At 49.2% G+C, this 16,508-nt stretch carries 16 protein-coding genes; 2 read left to right on the top strand and 14 right to left on the bottom strand.

The features are described 5' to 3' along the window. Positions 1–395: 395 nt before the first annotated feature. The 14 genes from gspM to METMI_RS0111450 all read right to left on the bottom strand — a co-directional run bounded on the left by gspM (position 396) and on the right by METMI_RS0111450 (position 12,286). Positions 396–890, bottom strand: a complete 495-nt coding sequence (gspM, locus tag METMI_RS0111385; RefSeq protein ID WP_019866425.1) for a type II secretion system protein GspM — start codon at positions 888–890, stop codon at positions 396–398. Further along, positions 887–2,089 (bottom strand): type II secretion system protein GspL, encoded by a 1,203-nt coding sequence (gene gspL / locus METMI_RS0111390; protein ID WP_019866426.1) that lies wholly within the window; start codon positions 2,087–2,089, stop codon positions 887–889. The genes gspM and gspL overlap by 4 nt, the downstream gene beginning before the upstream one ends. After that, positions 2,082–2,993, bottom strand: a complete 912-nt coding sequence (gene gspK / locus METMI_RS0111395) for a type II secretion system minor pseudopilin GspK (protein WP_019866427.1) — start codon at positions 2,991–2,993, stop codon at positions 2,082–2,084. Before gspK ends, gspL begins: the two co-directional genes overlap by 8 nt. 71 nt (positions 2,994–3,064) lie before the next feature. After that, positions 3,065–3,643: a type II secretion system minor pseudopilin GspJ gene (gene gspJ / locus METMI_RS0111400; protein WP_019866428.1), complete on the bottom strand. Its 579-nt coding sequence runs from the start codon at positions 3,641–3,643 to the stop codon at positions 3,065–3,067. A gap of 6 nt (positions 3,644–3,649) precedes the next feature. Beyond that, positions 3,650–4,033, bottom strand: coding sequence for a type II secretion system minor pseudopilin GspI (gene gspI / locus METMI_RS0111405; RefSeq protein WP_019866429.1), 384 nt, complete (start codon positions 4,031–4,033; stop codon positions 3,650–3,652). Further along, on the bottom strand, positions 4,033–4,557 hold the full coding sequence (gspH, locus tag METMI_RS25475) for a type II secretion system minor pseudopilin GspH (RefSeq protein WP_019866430.1): 525 nt from the start codon (positions 4,555–4,557) through the stop codon (positions 4,033–4,035). The genes gspI and gspH overlap by 1 nt, the downstream gene beginning before the upstream one ends. Before the next feature lie 107 nt (positions 4,558–4,664). Then, the gene (locus tag METMI_RS0111415) at positions 4,665–5,180 is read right to left on the bottom strand and encodes a hypothetical protein (protein WP_019866431.1); all 516 of its coding nucleotides are present in this window, start codon (positions 5,178–5,180) and stop codon (positions 4,665–4,667) included. Between the two features lie 109 nt (positions 5,181–5,289). Further along, positions 5,290–5,721: a type II secretion system major pseudopilin GspG gene (gspG, locus tag METMI_RS0111420; protein ID WP_019866432.1), complete on the bottom strand. Its 432-nt coding sequence runs from the start codon at positions 5,719–5,721 to the stop codon at positions 5,290–5,292. 177 nt (positions 5,722–5,898) lie between these two features. Next, positions 5,899–7,110 carry a type II secretion system inner membrane protein GspF gene (gene gspF, locus METMI_RS0111425; protein ID WP_019866433.1) on the bottom strand — a complete coding sequence of 404 codons (1,212 nt, stop codon included), beginning with the start codon at positions 7,108–7,110 and terminating at the stop codon, positions 5,899–5,901. A gap of 102 nt (positions 7,111–7,212) precedes the next feature. Continuing rightward, positions 7,213–7,695, bottom strand: a complete 483-nt coding sequence (locus METMI_RS0111430; RefSeq protein WP_156829823.1) for a hypothetical protein — start codon at positions 7,693–7,695, stop codon at positions 7,213–7,215. Between the two features lie 31 nt (positions 7,696–7,726). Next, on the bottom strand, positions 7,727–9,277 hold the full coding sequence (gene gspE, locus METMI_RS0111435; RefSeq protein ID WP_019866435.1) for a type II secretion system ATPase GspE: 1,551 nt from the start codon (positions 9,275–9,277) through the stop codon (positions 7,727–7,729). Further along, a complete protein-coding gene (gene gspD / locus METMI_RS0111440) occupies positions 9,274–11,160 on the bottom strand; it encodes a type II secretion system secretin GspD (RefSeq protein WP_156829824.1) in 1,887 nt (628 codons plus the stop codon). Before gspD ends, gspE begins: the two co-directional genes overlap by 4 nt. Positions 11,161–11,215: 55 nt before the next feature. After that, positions 11,216–11,725 (bottom strand): type II secretion system protein N, encoded by a 510-nt coding sequence (locus METMI_RS0111445; protein WP_019866437.1) that lies wholly within the window; start codon positions 11,723–11,725, stop codon positions 11,216–11,218. A gap of 57 nt (positions 11,726–11,782) precedes the next feature. Then, positions 11,783–12,286 (bottom strand): hypothetical protein, encoded by a 504-nt coding sequence (locus METMI_RS0111450; protein ID WP_156829825.1) that lies wholly within the window; start codon positions 12,284–12,286, stop codon positions 11,783–11,785. Positions 12,287–12,676: 390 nt separating this feature from the next. On the opposite strand from METMI_RS0111450, the gene METMI_RS0111455 reads away from it, so the two are divergent. Both METMI_RS0111455 and METMI_RS0111460 read left to right on the top strand, forming a co-directional pair. Further along, positions 12,677–14,467, top strand: a complete 1,791-nt coding sequence (locus METMI_RS0111455; protein WP_019866439.1) for a hypothetical protein — start codon at positions 12,677–12,679, stop codon at positions 14,465–14,467. 321 nt (positions 14,468–14,788) lie between these two features. Further along, positions 14,789–16,399 carry a ShlB/FhaC/HecB family hemolysin secretion/activation protein gene (locus tag METMI_RS0111460; RefSeq protein ID WP_051102329.1) on the top strand — a complete coding sequence of 537 codons (1,611 nt, stop codon included), beginning with the start codon at positions 14,789–14,791 and terminating at the stop codon, positions 16,397–16,399. The last annotated feature ends 109 nt before the right edge of the window (positions 16,400–16,508 follow it).

Raw genomic sequence — 16,508 nt, forward strand, 5'->3', positions numbered from 1 at the left:
GTGGGGAAAGGGATCAGAAGGTCAACATTCATTAGCAATTTTCATTATGACCTCAAGCTACCTTATTTCAGGCTTTGGGGTCGGTCAGTTGGGTTTTCCGGGGATAAATCATCCCGCCCCCTCCAGCTATCAAAACACCCGTGTTGTAGGCTGGGATGAAGCGATAGCGCAATCCCAGCACCACAAGCGACTCTGCTGGGGTTCCTTGCGTTTTATGCCCTGCGGGGTACACCCCAGCCTACTTTGCTGAGTGTCATAATGAGGATTGCTGGACATTCATTGTGATTATGATGCTTGTGGAAGGGGGATTTTAATGAATGTCCTGTTCGAAGGGGGCAGGGCATCCTGCCTTGGCGGCCAGTGGGTAGGAGTAACAGGCTATGTTTTCTACGAAATCACAACCCCAACAAAACCTTACCCTTAACCTTCCCGGTATCACCCGCTTCACGACCCAGGCTAATTTGCTTGACGCTGATGCCGTTGTTGCTGCTGAGCATGGCCAGCCAATCTATCAGCGGGTCAAACGGGCATTGTTCCAGCGATACGGTGACGTTGTCTTGGCCTTCGGGTTGCAGGCGTTTGATCGCGGGTTTGATGCCCGCCTGTTCGCTGCCGCTGTCGATGATGCCTAATAACGATTGCCCGGATGTGTCTGGCGCGTTGGTGGCGGTTTGGCTGCGTAGGGTGGTAACTTCGCCGCTGATGCTTTGCAAAAAACCGTTAAGGCGTTGCTGGTTTTCGATAGCCGTGTCCAGTTGTTGCTGGGCTTCGAGGAGGGGTTGGTAGGTGTAGGCGTAGAGGCCGCTCACCAACAATATTGCGCCGCCGCCGAACAGCAGTACGCGCTCACGGACATTGAGTTTTGCTAACCAATGGTTGATGGGGTTCATTGTCTGCCCTCGTTGATGTCGATACGCGCCGTGACGCCGTTTTCATCCGGGTCTGCCGAAAGCATTTTTACGCCCAGGCCGTGCGTGTCTTGTAGGCTTTGTTTGAATTGGTCAACTTGCCCGACATCGCTGGAGGTGAGCTGTAGGGTGAGCGTGTTGTTGGCAAACTCCAGCGCTTGCAATTGTAGGTCAGGATGTTGTGAAAGCACTTCGCCAGTTTGATGAAGCAAACGCAAAAACACGCTGCCGCCGTTATGGCCTTGCTTGCGCAAAGCGATCAGTTCCTGTTCGGCTTGGGTTTTGATGTTGACGATGCGTTTTAGGTGGGGGAAGGTTTGTTTGAACAAGTCCTTATTCGTGGTTTCCAGAGCCTGCAATTCACTTTCACTTTGCCAATAGCGGTCCAGCACGATGCCGTATTGCAAACCGACGGCGAGCAACAATAACGTGGCGGCGGGTAGCCAGTGTCGCCAGCGGAATTGGGCGGTGTTGCCGGGGCGGTATTGTCCGGCCAGTAGGTTCAACATGGGTTTGTCGGGCAGGTTTGCCGCCAACATCACTAAGGGTTCGGCAATCAGTTCGATAGTGGTTTGCAAACCGTCAGGCCGCGGCAAGGTGCAAGCTTGGTCGCTCCAAACTTGCAGATGTGCCGGCAATGGCTTGTCAGGCAAGGTTTTTTCGATGCTTTTTTCTATAAACAAAGGCAAAAAATCCTGGTCACAACCGCCGCCTTGCCATTGCCCATACCGTACGGCGGCGTGGCCGCCTGTCAGCAATACGCAAACGCCCGTTTCCTGATAAGGCAGCAGCAGCGTTTCGGCATACACGGCTTCCAATCTGATCCCGGCGTCGTGGCAGGGCTGGAGCAGGTGTTGCAGGCGTTCGTGGGCGATGGCGGCAACCGCTACCAAACCGTCCGGCAATTTGTGCCAGGCCAGATGGTAAGTTTCCACTTCATTGGCCAGCCAGTCTTCTATCGCGTAGGGCAGGGCTCTGGCGATTTGGCGATGGGCGACGGGCAATTCGACGGTGAACAGCAGCACGTCGGTGGCGGGCAGCAGCAAAATGACGCTGGCGTTGGTTGCGGAGCTTGCCAGCTGTTGCAAACTGCCATGTTGCACTGTGTCAGGCGCGGATAGGCTGGCCCACTCATACAGCGGCGGGTTGGGGATCATTCTGGCGAGTAAGGTCTCAGCCATGTTCAGGGCTCCTGCGTTGTCGCTTGAGGACGGTGACTTCACCGCTTTCGGTGCGTTTAAGTTGGCTGGCAAAATTTAAGGTGATTTTGCCGGTTTGGACACGGCTGTTGAGCAGGAACAACCCGCTGTTGACGCTAAGCCCGTGTTTGCCAAGGCCCAAGGGGGCAACGGCTTCATGTTTGAGGAAATCGTCCAGGCTAGTGAAGGGTTTTTCCTTGAGCGCGTGCACCAGTGAGTCTAGGTTTTTATCCGGAAAACCGGCCACCAAACTGCGCAAGATTAGCTTGTCGGCGGTGTTGATGTTGATGGGCGCGTAAGTGTCGGCGACGTAAATATAAGGTTGCAAACGTTGGTAATCGGCGCGGCTGATGCCATGCACCAAGAGCAGTTCGCTGACATCGGAAAACATCCGGTTGGCGCTACGGTAGGGTGTGGCTTTGTCCAAATAGGTTTCGTCTTCCGCGCCGTTGGGATAACGGATTTTGTTGTCGGCGTCTAGCCAGTCCAAGATGGCGTCAATCGAGTTGGTTTTGATTTTTAGGGATTCCATTAACTGGCGCAAACGCTCAATGTCCAGGCCGCTGGGTTCGCCGTCGACCAGCAAATTATTCAGGTTAAAGCGCCCTTGCAAATCTTCGATTGCCGCCGTCATGCTGCCGCCTGGCACGGCGGTTTCCGGCAATACCCGCGCCCAGGCCTCTTCGTAACTGTCGCTTTTATTGGCCCGTGCATCTTCGCTTAAGGTTTTGCCCGCCCAACTTTCCAAACCATAAACTGTGTCCATGCCTTGCGCCGAGCGCAGGAGGTTTTCGGTGCGGCGTATATCCAACTGGCGGCTGCTCGACATTGCGACTAAGGCGATGCTGGCGATGGCTAGGATGAACAGGACGGTTAATAATGCCATGCCATTTTGAGGTCTTACAGTCGTAACCCGGCCTACATTGATAGAAGAATAAAATGAAATAGGCATGGCTTTTAGCTATGGATAAAAAACAAACGCTTAATTTCACCCAATCCCTGTACGGTAAATGTCATCTCCATCGCTTTAGGCGTTTCATTCGCCGACCAAAATGTTGTCCAATTGTCTTTAAAAAACCGCAATTGCAGGTTCTCCAATGCCAACAGTTTACGTCGCCTAGATTCACTTTGCTGGGTGCGGTCTAGTGTCGTCCACACATAGCGGTACAACGCGCCTTGTTCCAGACGGTAACTGATGCGCTGCAATTGGCTACCGGACTGGTACCCGGACCAGGCCGGGACGCTGCGGGTCAGGGTCAAAATTTCGCCATCCATGCCGCCGTGCATCGCCATTTCATCGGTGCCGTAATCGTCGCGCACCGAACGCGTGACGCTGTGCAGCAAATCTTCGTTAAGCAGGTACAAGGCCATTTGTAGCTCGGATAATTGTGCCGATTTGATGCTGGTTTGGGCGCGGGCATCTAGCAGGATTTTTAATCCCGAATACGCCATCACCGACATGATCGCGAATACCGCCATTGCAATCAGCAATTCCAGCAGGGTGAAGCCTTTGTGTTTTATGGAGTAAAAAAACATGTTTTTTTACTCCGTTTTCGGTTTGACGGGCTTGGCAATCAAGCTGGTCATCGTGATATACGGGTCTTTGTCACCTTCCAGAAACACGTTGACGGTGTATTGCCACAGCCCCAAAGCGTTGCTAGTGACTGGGCGTTGCACTTGCCAGTACCATTTGCGTCTCGCCATCGTCTCCCAGCCGTCTTGTTGTTCGGGTAGTTCTGTAGACAAACGCAGTTGGGTGATGTGGTTGCTGGCGATGATCCCCGCCAAGGTTTTGTTTTCCACGTGCCAAAGATTGCGGCTGTTATCAGAGGTGATTTTTATTAGGCTAATCATCACGATAGCCAGCACCGCCAAGGCAATGAGGATTTCCAGCAGGGTGAAGCCTTTACTGTTTCGCGCAATCATCAGGGTTGTGCCGTGCTGTGGGCGGATATAATCAGGCCATCTTTGGCGGTGTTGCTTACGGTAAAACTGGCTTCGCTATCGTTTAGCGTTAGTGTGATGTCGAACAAATTCATGTCGCCATCAGGTGTGAAAATGATTTGCGGATCAGGTTTGGTCGTGCTTATTGTGGTTTCAATCAAAGCTAACGGTTGTTTGTCGAGCATCAGTGATAAAACCATTTGCACGGGTAATGTCCGTTCCCGAAAAATCGCGTCCCCGGTTTCTGTGCGCCATTCGCCATCGGCTAGGTTTAAAAAACGGTAGCCATGACGGTTACATTCCACGGCTATCGGCATTCCGCGCACCATTGCTTCTTGCGTTGCCAGATTAAATAAAGCCACGATGCGCTCCGCCTCTTGGCGTTGTTGGTCGCCTTGGGTGCCGGAGCGCATCGACAGTGTCACCAAGCTGCCCATAATGCCGATGATGACGATCACGATCAGCAATTCCAGCAAGGTGAAGCCCTTAACTGAATGGTTATCCATACGCATCAAGCTAAGGATTTTTTCCACGAAAGACACGAAAATTTATCTACACTGCATATGGTCATAAACTTCGTTTTTCGATTGTAGCCGAGAGGGGCGCGCGGGCATCATTGCGTTTCTTTTTTATACCAATGGATAAACTTATCGCTAATATCCTTTGAATCAGAACGCAGATTATTAGCGGCCTCCATAGAGGAGACAAGCTGAATTTTAAATTGACCACGACTATATTCCTCTACGCCAATAAGACGCCAAGGATCTAAATCTACATCTCTTTCAGCAGGGCCTCGTCCCAATCCAGCTGCGTAATCATCAAAATGCTCAAACATGTTTCTTAGTGCTATGAGCGCGTTCTTCCCATTTTGCGTAAAAGCGGAATCAAAACGGTCAAGTGCCTGTATCGCTTCGCGTTCCACTACGGACAGTCTGGTCAGTGTTTTCACTACGTTACGATATAGCGCAAGACGGATAATTAGGTTTTCCCAAGCATATTCTGTTTCGAAATCAATCAGATCAGCAGTCTTAACGAGATGCTGTGCGGCTATTTGAAGCATGTTCCAAGAATGCGTATGCCTTGGCTTGTAGTAATCCCAGATAACGCTTTGTTCAGTTGCGTTCGCCATTTTCCCTCCGTTGCGAGCTTTACGCATAATAGTTTGTTGAACGTTAAGGACGGGGTTGCAAATCCCGTCCTGCTTGATGATTCGCCCAATTGCTGATGCGTTGGCAAGTTTATTTTTGTTCCCAATTGGTGATGTCCGCACCCGCGTCCGTGCCGCCTTCAACACCATCCGCGCCCAGCGAATACAAATCAAACTCGCCATGTGCACCCGGTTGCAGATACAAATACGGCTTGTTCCACGGATCAACAGGCAAGCTATCCAAATATCCGCCTTTTTTCCAATTCGCCCCCGCCGCTAAGCCGTTGGGTTTGGTCACTAAAGCTTCCAGACCTTGTTCGGTGGTCGGGTAGCTGTAATTGTCGAGACGGTATAAATCCAAAGCGGCGGTGACGGCGCGAATGTCCTGCTTGGCTTTGGTGGCACGGGCTTCATCAGGCCGGCCCATAATTTTCGGCACGATGATGGAGGCCAAAATGCCTAAGATGACGACGACGATCATGACTTCTATCAAGGTGAAGCCGGAGAGGTTTTTTTTGTTCATGTTGGTTTCCTTAACAAAAAAGCAGTGTAGGATGGGCTGAACGAAGGGAAGCCCATCAAAATAGTCTGTAAACGATGGGCTTCCCTTCGTTCAGCCCATCCTACAAAGTCAATTTCTTTGATGCTGGTTCCCAAGCTAGAACTTGGGAACCAGCGCAATATTTAATAAATAGTCGCCTTACCGAATCAATTGGTTCATCTCAAAAATCGGCAGCAAAATCGCCAGCACTATCGTCAGCACCACCAGCCCCATGAACAAAATCAACGCCGGTTCAAACAAGCCCATGGTCAGTTCGGTCAGAGCTTCCATTTCCCGTTCTTGGTCATCGGCGGCGTTGGCTAGCATACGCGGCAATTGTCCGCTGGCTTCGCCGCTGGCGATCAAATGAATGGTCACGGGCGGGAAGAAGCCGCATTTCTCTAGGGCTTTGTTCAGGCTTTGGCCTTCGCGCACCCGCAGGGCGGTGTTTTCTACCGCTTTTTCCATCGCGTTATTCGCCAACACTTGGCTGGAGATTTTCAAGGCTTCCAGCAATTCCACACCGCTATTGGTCAAAATCGCTAAAGTGCGGGTGAAGCGGGCGGTGTTGATGCCTTTGGTGAAGCGTGAAATCACGGGAGCGGTGAGCAGAAAGCGGTGGAAAGCCAAGCGTGGTTTAGGATTTCTTAGAATAGCTTTGCTGATGGCTGATGCCGTGGCGATGCCTATTAACAGATATAAACCGTAAGCCTTAAAAAAATCGCTACAAGCAATCAACCCCATAGTCAGCGCAGGCAGTTTTTGATCCATTTTGTCGAAGACGCTAGTGATTTCCGGCACGACATACGTCAGCAAACCGATCACCACCAAAATCGACACGCCCGTGAGCATGACCGGATAAATCATCGCCATTTGCAGTTTGCTGTGGATTTGGCCTTTGTCGCTGAGGTAATCGGCGAGCCGTTCCAGCACTTGGTCCAGTTTGCCGGACGATTCACCTGCCGCAACGGTGGCGCGATATAACGGCGAGAAAGTGCTGGGGAAAGCATTGCAAGCTTGCGCGAAACTTTGGCCTTCGAGGATGCGCGTCCTAATCCCTAACAAAATCCGCCGCGTCCCTGCCGATTCCAGTTGTTTGGCGATAATGCCCAACGCCTCGTCTATCGCCAAACCGGAGCGCAACAAGGCTGACAATTGCCGCGTGATGTGCGCCATTTGCCGCAAGCTGATGCGCGGGGCGAAGAAGCTGCTTTGGGTTTTATGTTCTTTTTTCTGGACTTCATGCAGTTCCAGCAAGGTCAAACCTTGGCTACGCAATTGTTGCCGCGCCAATTTGACCGTGTCGCTCTCGAACACGCCTTTTTGGGTTTGGCCTTTGGAGTTGACGGCTTGGTATTCGAAGGCTGGCATGGTTTCAGGATATAACCGTTATTGAATGTAGGATGGGCTGACGCAAGGAAGCCCATCGGTTGCAATGTTGATGGGCTTCCTTGCGTCAGCCCATCCTACAAGTTATATAATTTCTCCCGTCCATATCCAAGCTCGTTGGGTCATTCCAGAACCAAACACCTGTTGATAATATTTTAACGACGAAGACAGCTCGTTTGTTTTGCAAAAACCGTAGCTATGTTTTTTTTCATTTTCATCATATGAAATAACAGCTGCAATCTCTCCTTGTAGAAACTGATAGGCAAATTGAATGCTGTTATCGACAATTTGATGCTTTTTTTTAAGGTTTGTGAGATTTTCTTCGGAATGTTTACTTGAAGCAAAATGGATATGTGCGATTTTGCAACTCAAGGTAATTTCTTTTGGGGTAATAAATACACACATGTCTTCAATTTCCTTGCATGAGCAATCCCAAGTAAAACTAAGTACACCATAAGGGTTTCTTTTAATCACTGGTGTTTTAATGTCAGTTAATAATGTAACTCTTTTGGCAAAAAGCCTTTCTGTTATGTTTTGGAATTTAGTAAATTTTTTTGAGACGTTCATTCGTTTTAATTTCTCAACCCATAGTTAAAATTTATTCCTTCTGCGTAATTCGTATCGCCTCATCCAAGCTGGTTTCACCCGCCAACACTTTCGCCAATGCGCTTTGCTGGATGCTGCGCGAAGCCAATCGGGCGTGTTGTTCCAGCTCCTGTTCGCCGACATGTTCGTTAATCATGTTGCGCATAGTTGAATCAATGGCGATCAATTCAAATATCCCCGCTCGGCCTTTAAAACCGCTGTGTTTGCATTTGTCGCAACCTTCGGGCTGAAAAATCTCGATCCATTCGCTTGTGCCCCCGAGGGTATTAGCTTGTGCTGGATAACCCAAACTGTACAAATCTTGCGCCGGAACCCGCTCGATTTTTTTGCAGATCGGGCAGAGTTTGCGTAACAGCCGTTGGGCGATGACGCCGACCAAGCTGGAGGCCAATAAAAACGGTTCCACGCCCATGTCGCGCAAGCGGGTGATTGCGCCGACGGCGGTGTTGGTGTGTAAGGTCGATAATACCAAATGTCCGGTCAAACTGGCTTGCACGGAGATTTCGGCGGTTTCTTTGTCGCGGATTTCGCCGACCATGACGATGTCGGGGTCTTGGCGCAAGATGGCTCGTAAGCCTTTGGCGAAAGTCATCTCGACTTTGTTATTGACTTGGGTTTGGCCGATGCCGTCCAGATAAAACTCAATCGGGTCTTCGACGGTTAGAATGTTACGGGTACGTTCATTAAGTTGGTTCAGCACCGCGTATAGGCTGGTGGTTTTGCCTGAACCTGTAGGCCCTGTCACTAAGATAATACCGTGCGGGCGGCTAATCATGTGCTGGATGGTTTCCAACTCGTCGGGATTCATGCCCAATTGTTTCAGGCTGAGCTGGTTGGCTTGTTTGTCTAGTATTCGTAACACTACGCGTTCGCCATAGCCGGAGGGCAGGGTGGAGACACGCACGTCGACCGTGCGTCCACCGACGATTAAGGAAATGCGCCCGTCTTGCGGCAAGCGTTTTTCGGCGATGTCCAGTTTTGCCATGACTTTCAAACGCGAAATCACCATCGAGGCAAATTCGCGTTGCGGCTCGATAATCTCGCGCAAAATACCATCGACCCGGAAACGCACAACCATGCGTTTTTCGTAGGATTCGATGTGGATGTCCGAGGCGTTTTCTTTAATGGCTTCGGTGAGCAGTGCGTTGATCAGACGGATGATCGGCGCTTCGTCCTCGCTTTCCATCAAATCTTCGGGCGTCGGCAAATGCTGCGCCATATCGGCAAGGTCGAGATTGTCGCTTAAGTTTTCGACCATTTGCTGGGCGTGCCCGGCTTTTTGTTCGTAAGCGGTTTGCAGTTTTTGTTCAAATTCGGCTTCGCTGATTTTGGCGAAGCTCGCGGGCTGGTTTAAGAAACGGCGGATTTCAAACAAGGCCAGGTTGGGCGTTTTGTCCAGATACAGCACATGGGTGATGGCATTGCCATATTGCACGAGGATGCCGTGGCGTTTGGCGAAGCTGTAGGCCGGCAGCTTCAAACCCACCACATCAGGGGGGGCAGTCACTGCTTGCGGCTCTTGCACGGAAGTGTCGGACATCATTTTTGTAAGGATGGCGAGGTATAGGGCCTTGGAAAGGTAGGCGCGAGCTTGGGCAGCACCGGCCCGTGTTCTTGCGGCATCAAAAAGACGCCTTTTTTACCCATTTGCTCTTCACGGACACGAATGTCATTGTATTTGCTGTTCGATATTAACGACGAAGATTCTTGGTCACGCAAAATTTTCGTGCGGATGAACACCATCAGGTTTTTCTTTTTGACCGCCGTGTTGCTGTATTGGAACAAACGGCCCAGATAAGGGATGTCGCCCAACAAGGGCACTTTGGTAATGGTGTCTTCGACATCGTCCTGCATCAGTCCGCCGAGGATCAGGATTTTGCTGTCGTCGACCAGCACGGAGGTGTCAATTTCACGTTTGTTGATCGTGACCCCGTTTTCCGAATCGGCGGTGGTGGTGTCGACGCTAGACACTTCCTGTTTCACTTTCAGTTTAATCGCATTGCCTTCGTTGATTTGCGGCGTGACGATCAGTTTGATGCCGACGTCTTGGCGTTGCAGGGTCGTGAACGGGTTGCTGGAGCCGCTGGTGTTGGTGGTGAAACTGCCGGTTTTGATCCCGATGTTTTGCCCGACCAAAATATTGGCTTCTTCATTGTCTAGCGTGACCAAAGACGGTGTGGACAGGATGTTGACGTTATTGTCTTCGGCAAAGGCGGTCAATAAAGCTTGCAATTCGCCACCGATAAAATACCCGACACTCAGGCCTTTGCCAGCGCTGGTAATAAAATCACTGAGGCTGGTGGTTTTATTGCCGGAGGTGTTGACATTCCCAACCACCCCGTTTTGTTTGCCCGTATTCCAGTCAACCCCAATTTTTTGGTCTTTGTTGTAATTGATTTCGGCAATGATGGCTTCGATATGGACTTGGGCGCGGCGTATGTCCAGCTGTTGGATGACGGCTTTCATGGAACGCATTTTTTCGGCATCGGCGGTGATGACTAGCGCGTTGGTCGCTTCATCGGCGCGGACATCAAAATCCTTTGGTGTGGTGGTTTCGGTTTTGGTTGCATTGATGTCGCCTTTGGTTTTTTGTTGGGCACCGGTTAGGGTTTCCACCAGGTCTTTGGCCAGCGCGTAATGCAGGTAAATGACCTCGGTGTCACCCGTATCCGCAACCGGATGGTCAAGGTCATTTGCCAATGCCCGCACTTGTGCGCGTGAAGCCGGGTCGCCGCTGACCAGGATGCTGTTTGTCCGTCCGTCAGCAACTAGCGCAGGAATGAATGCCCCGGCTTTGCCTGTGTTTTTGCTGGCGAGCAGGGCTGTCAGGGTTTTGGTCACTTCTTCGGCGTCGGCCCGTTCGAGCTTGATGACATCAATTTTCAAATTGCCTTGTTGGTCAATTTGACCGATCATCTGCGCCAAGCGGTTCACATTTCCCAGGGTGTCAGACAGGATAATGACGTTGCTGTCGGGGAAAGCCGACATGAACGCGTGTTGCGGCATCAAGGGGAGGAGGATTTGTTCCAGCTGCACCGCATCGACATGATGCACTTGGATGACTTTGGTCAGCAGCTCATCGGTGCCTGCATATTTGCCAGGTTGGTTAAGCTCTTGTTTGGCGTTGACGTTTTGGACGATTTTGACAATATTGCCGTCCGCCACGGCGGCAAAGCCATGCACCTTAAGGATGGAGAGGAAAATCTCGTAGATTTGCGAAGCCCGCATCGGTTTGGCGGTCACGACGGTGACTTTGCCGGTGACGTGAGGGTCAACAATAAAATTTTTGCCGGTGATGTCCGCAACTGTATCAATCATGACCCGCATGTCGACTTCATTAAGATTCAAGGTGAATTCATCTTTATCCGCCTTGGCTAGCATGCAGGCAGATAAGAGGAGGGCGGCGATCAATAATCGAAAAGGCATAATCAAAAGTGTGTCAATGATTTAGTAGGTACGGGACAATGTCCATGCAAGCTTGCTACTGGGGTGGCGTTGCCTCGAGGGCTTCAGGGGAAGGTTCGAATTTGCTTAACGGCAGCGTTGTTTCTTGGTTGTTAATAAGAAGGGTAACGTTATTTTGTCCAATGGCTATCAATATTTCGCCGCCAGGAAGCCGGGCGTTTACCTGATAGGTTTTTTGTGTCTGGTCGGCAGATTCGATAATAGCACGGGCCTGATAGTGGGGGCCTAGATAAAACACGCCGCGTAATTTCAATTCCTGTGGGATGGCGGGGGTTTCACCGCTACCTGCATGGGGTATGTCCGGTGATTGGCCAAATAAATGCCAAGTGCTGATTGGGGATGGATCAGTGGTAATGGCTTCCGTTACAGGGCTTTCCGTGTCGGGTGTATCGGCAGGGAGGCTTTGGGAGGGGGGTTGGGGCACTTTGTCAATAACAACCAACAGTAAAACACACGAGGCCAGAACCGTTGCAAAAGCAGGCAGGAAGAATTCACGTTTAATGGCGCTAAGCACGGCAGAATTCAAAATAATGGTAGTTTTCCTGTAGGTTGTTTTTTATTTGGTGAGGGATTGGCTAATGCATTATTGGTTATCGAGCGGCCTTGGTTTTTTATTAGGGATGATGAAATCATCAAACACGGTCTTTTTTTCAACAGCCAGCAAATGGTATTTTTCAGTTAAATAATCTTTAAGCCAGGTTTCAACATCTGTTTGGTTTTTAGGTGACTCATCTAACTTTAGGAGCCGTTGTTTGAGTAGATGTTGTGGCATCAATAATAGCTCAATATCACACATGGCAACATATTTGTCAGGATTAAGGTTGTTGCCATTAATGATTTTTTCGAGCTGGTGCCTTTTAAGGCCTAACGTATGGTTAATTTCCGCCCTTATCTCCAGCATGGAGGGCAATAGGTCGCTACCTGTATAGGTGTCATCGAATAGGCAGCTGAACCTATTAATTAGATAATTAATTGCAAAACGGTAAATATCGGATTCCCTGACATACAGGCGTGAAGCAATGGCTTGTACAGCGGCCCTATCGCTATCAACCAGCCGTAGTGAAATGCTTTGTTTTAATTCGTTCAAGATGCAACTCCCTGGGAGCTGTTGGTGTTGGTGGTTCATCAATCCCGAATAAGATAAAAGATAAATGTTACAGAAATACTACGGCGGGTAAGAAAGCCGTAAATGAAATACAAACGTAATACATTACATGTAATTTTAACGAAGCTGTAACCATTTGCCCTGATTAACTGTGAAAAAATAACAGCAGTTGAGGTAAGGCTACGGGTGTTATTGAAGGATGGCGCTTGTGGTGCGTATTGCTTAAACACGGAAGGCTAGTTTGCCACTTATTTAAATGCTTGGAAGAAATTGAGGTCTTAGCTGAAGGATGTGAGCCTAAGTGTTAAAGATACCTAATTTGTACCCGCTGAGTATTAGTGCAGTATTTTATTTTTAGTTTAAGAGGATAACATGAAAAAAATATTATTAGGGGCGGCTGTTTCTGCTGCTTTATTCGGTGGTGTTGCCCAAGCAACCATCACTTTCAATGCAAACAACATGCCTGATGCGGTCACTTTGAACGACACCACTATCGTTTACCTGTCAGGCTCATCCGCGTTGTCTGATTTGATCGAAAGGGGCTTGACTGTAGGTTCAAACGAAGGCGTTTGTAAAGCAGGCACTGTCCATAAATTTGTTGATTTGGGTACGGGTGGTAGCAACCAACAGGCTTATATTTGTGAATTGAATACTGCCGCTAATGGTAGCGCAACTCCTGATACCGCTATCCCTGCTGGCATCACCAAATCCAACTTGTTAGTTTACAAACGTAACGAAGGTGGTTCAGGCAAGGGTGTCGTTCCTGTCGTGAACCCTGCGCAAATTGCGTTTTTGAACGTCACCACTAACCCCACTGCATGTACCACTGCAACTTCAACAACATTTGCCAGTATCAAGACATGCGATTACAACAGTTCAACTAACGCTACTTTTGCAACGCCTACTTTTGGCCTGTCAGATGTCAATCCACAAATCTTTTCTGTAGGCACTGAAAATGCCCCTGTTGGCACCACTCCTCCGTTGCCACCAAGCCCTACCTCTTCAACTTATCAAATTGTTCCTGGTCCGGGCGTAGCTTTTGGTGTCATTGTCAGCACCAAGTTGCGTAATGCCTTGCAGCAAGCGCAATTCCCTACCGCCAGCAACTGTAACCCAAGCAATGCCGGTTATACCGATGTTGCAGGAACAGGAGTGGATACTGCGGACTCAGTGAATTGTATGCCAAATTTAAGCTCCGACCAGATCGCTGATTTATTTGCTGCCTATCCGACCCCAGTTTCACCATTGAAGGCGAATATCAGTGCGCCAGCTGCGGGTGCGGGCAAAATCCACCAATGGACACAGCTTAAAACAAGCGCCCTTACTAACCTATTTGATCAAACTATTGCGAAAAACAAGCCAGCCAACGCTAAAGTGCATATCTGTAGCCGTACTGTCGGCTCAGGCACTAAAGCGCAATTTGGCGTTAAATTTTTGAACAACGGCTGTTCATCAGGTTCTTCTAAAATGGTGCAAAATTTTGACCACTCTGCTTATGCCGAGCCTGGTCAAGCGAACTATAAAGCTTTCAACCCAATTAACACAACGGTAGAATCGGCCTTAAGGCCTATTGTCCATGCCATGGCATCTGGCGGCGGGTTGGCTGAATGTATGGATGAGTTGGATTCTGGCGCCGCCAATAGCGCGGGTTCTTTCGCGCCTGCTTCGGCTTATGGTGCGCCAGGAGCCACTGCGGTGCGTTGGGCGATTGGTATCCAATCATTAGATAAAAACGCTGATTTGAGCAAGAATTACCGTTTTGTCAAGATTGACGGCGCCGCGCCAATCCTGAAAAATGTCGTTAACGGCAAGTATCCAGACTGGGTCGAGTCCACTTTCCAATATAATGTCAATACTTTGCCATCAGGCGCGTTGAAAAACCTGGTGTTGGAAATTGTTAGCTCATTTACAACGCCTTCGGTGATCAGCTTTGTCAACACCAAAACTGGAACCCATACCTTTGGTACTTCCGGTGTGATCGCTGTGCCTAACTCAACCCATCCAGCGCTCGTGAATGGCACGGTGGATCTTGCTAAACCGGTTAACCCATTAAGCCATGCGGTTTTCCCAGGTACTGATGCCCAGGCAACTAACAACTGCCGCAACCCATTGATCTATTCAAACAACCCTAATAACAACAATCAGGGTCTGCAATTGAATTAATTCCTTCGTCTTTAACGGTGCAATGCCGTTAAAGTATTGGACGAAAGCGAAGGATTGCTGAAAAACCAAAGCCAACCGTTTTAGAACGGTTGGCTTTGTGCATTTTAGAAGGCGGATGTTTTTAAACGGCTTAGGGAAGGCCATTAAACCGGACTGGTGCGCCCATCAAGGCGCTGTCATCAAACATTAATATAAGCTTCATAAAATGGTTAGAAAGTCTGTCATTAACCATTCTATCTAGGTGTCCAGTTGATAAGTATGCTGCCGATTATCACAGTCGGCAAATTGTCACGCTGAACCCAATCAGATCACTAAATACACATGCCTTTATTCGATATTAAGCGGGGTCTACTGGTTAAGTCAGTAGTTTTCAGTATTCTTTTGGGAAGCTATCTGCCTGTTATTTCTGCCGCGGAGCAGGCAGAAAGCCAGGATCCACGTTTTGATTTATTTGAATTGCGTGTTAAGGGCAATACCCTGTTGGAACGTAAACAGCTGGAGCGTACTGTTTATCCTTTTCTAGGCCCCAAAAAAACCATAGAAACGGTTGAAAAAGCCCGGGGTGCGCTGGAAAAGCTTTACCATGACCAAGGCTATCAAACAGTTGGTGTCGATATTCCTGAGCAAGATGTACAAAATGGCGTCGTTTACCTACAGGTTGTTGAAGGTAAGGTGTCACGCTTGCGGGTCAAGGATTCGCGGTATTTTTCTTTGGGCAGTATCAAGGCTGGCGTGCCTGAGCTCGCAGAAGGGCATGTGCCAAATATGCCGAAAATGCAGGAACAACTTGCTGCAATTGATAGCCAGAGCAATGACCGGAAAGTGACCCCCATCCTACGGCCAGGTGAGGCGCCAGGTACGGTAGACGTTGATTTAAAGGTGAAAGATGATTTGCCTTTGCATGGCAGTGTCGCGCTAAATGGCAGGAACACCTCTTCGACCAGTTTGTTACGTTTGGTATCAACCCTGCACTACGATAACTTGTGGCAAAAGTTTCACAGTGCATCCTTTACCTATCAGGTTTCTCCGGAAGAAAGTGATGAGGTGGATGTCATCGTCGGGACGTATTCGTTACCTCTCTTTGATAATTCAGCGAAATTGGCCCTTTACGGGGTCAGCTCTTCTTCAAATGCCCAGATAGCTAGCGGCGGGGCCTTGTCAGTTATCGGTAACGGACAAATTTTTGGGGCGAGGTTCATTAAGCCGTTGCCAACAATTAAAAATTATTCCCATTCAATCGTTGCCGGCATAGATTACAAGGATTTCAAAGAAGACTTGAAGCTGATCAGTTCAGACAGTATCAAAACCCCTATCAGCTATTTGCCCTTTACCTTGCAATATAACTCATCGGTAAGAGGTGAGAAATCGTTCACATCCATGAACGTAGGGGTCAATTTCTCAATGCGCGGTTTGGGCAATACGCAAGCTGAGTTTGAGGAAAAACGGCTGTTTGCCCAATCAAATTATGCGGTGCTGTTGGGCGGTGTAAATTTCACCCATGAATTGCCTTACGGCATGGAATTCTTTAGCCGTTTTTCCGGGCAGCTCGCCGATTCGCCGCTTATCAGTAATGAACAGTTTTCTTTAGGCGGTATGCAATCCATACGTGGCTATTTTGAGACCCAGGCTTTGACCGATGATGGCATCATAGGCTCGTTTGAATGGCGATCACCGCGCCTGGTGTCCACCAAGCTTGATTACATTAATAAGTTGCAAGCGTTGGTCTTTCTCGACGCAGGTAAGGGGTGGACACAACGCGCCTTACCAGGCAATGCGGCAACTAATGAACTGGCGAGTGCCGGTGTAGGCACCCGTTTTCAGATGTGGAAATATTTTGTCGGTGCACTTGATATAGGCTTCCCATTAATTGATCTTAAGCCTGTGTACCAAGGCGACCCCAAAGTGCATTTTAATATTGCAACAGAATTTTAAGGGCCGGTGATCGTCGGGATACGTCGGCAAGTGTCCCAAATAATCACGATCGGGTGCTTTGTATTGTTCGGGCAACCCTTGATAGATAGGCTCAATTTTTATGGCAAGT

Source organism: Methylovulum miyakonense HT12 (genome assembly GCF_000384075.1).
GTDB classification, from domain to species: domain Bacteria; phylum Pseudomonadota; class Gammaproteobacteria; order Methylococcales; family Methylomonadaceae; genus Methylovulum; species Methylovulum miyakonense.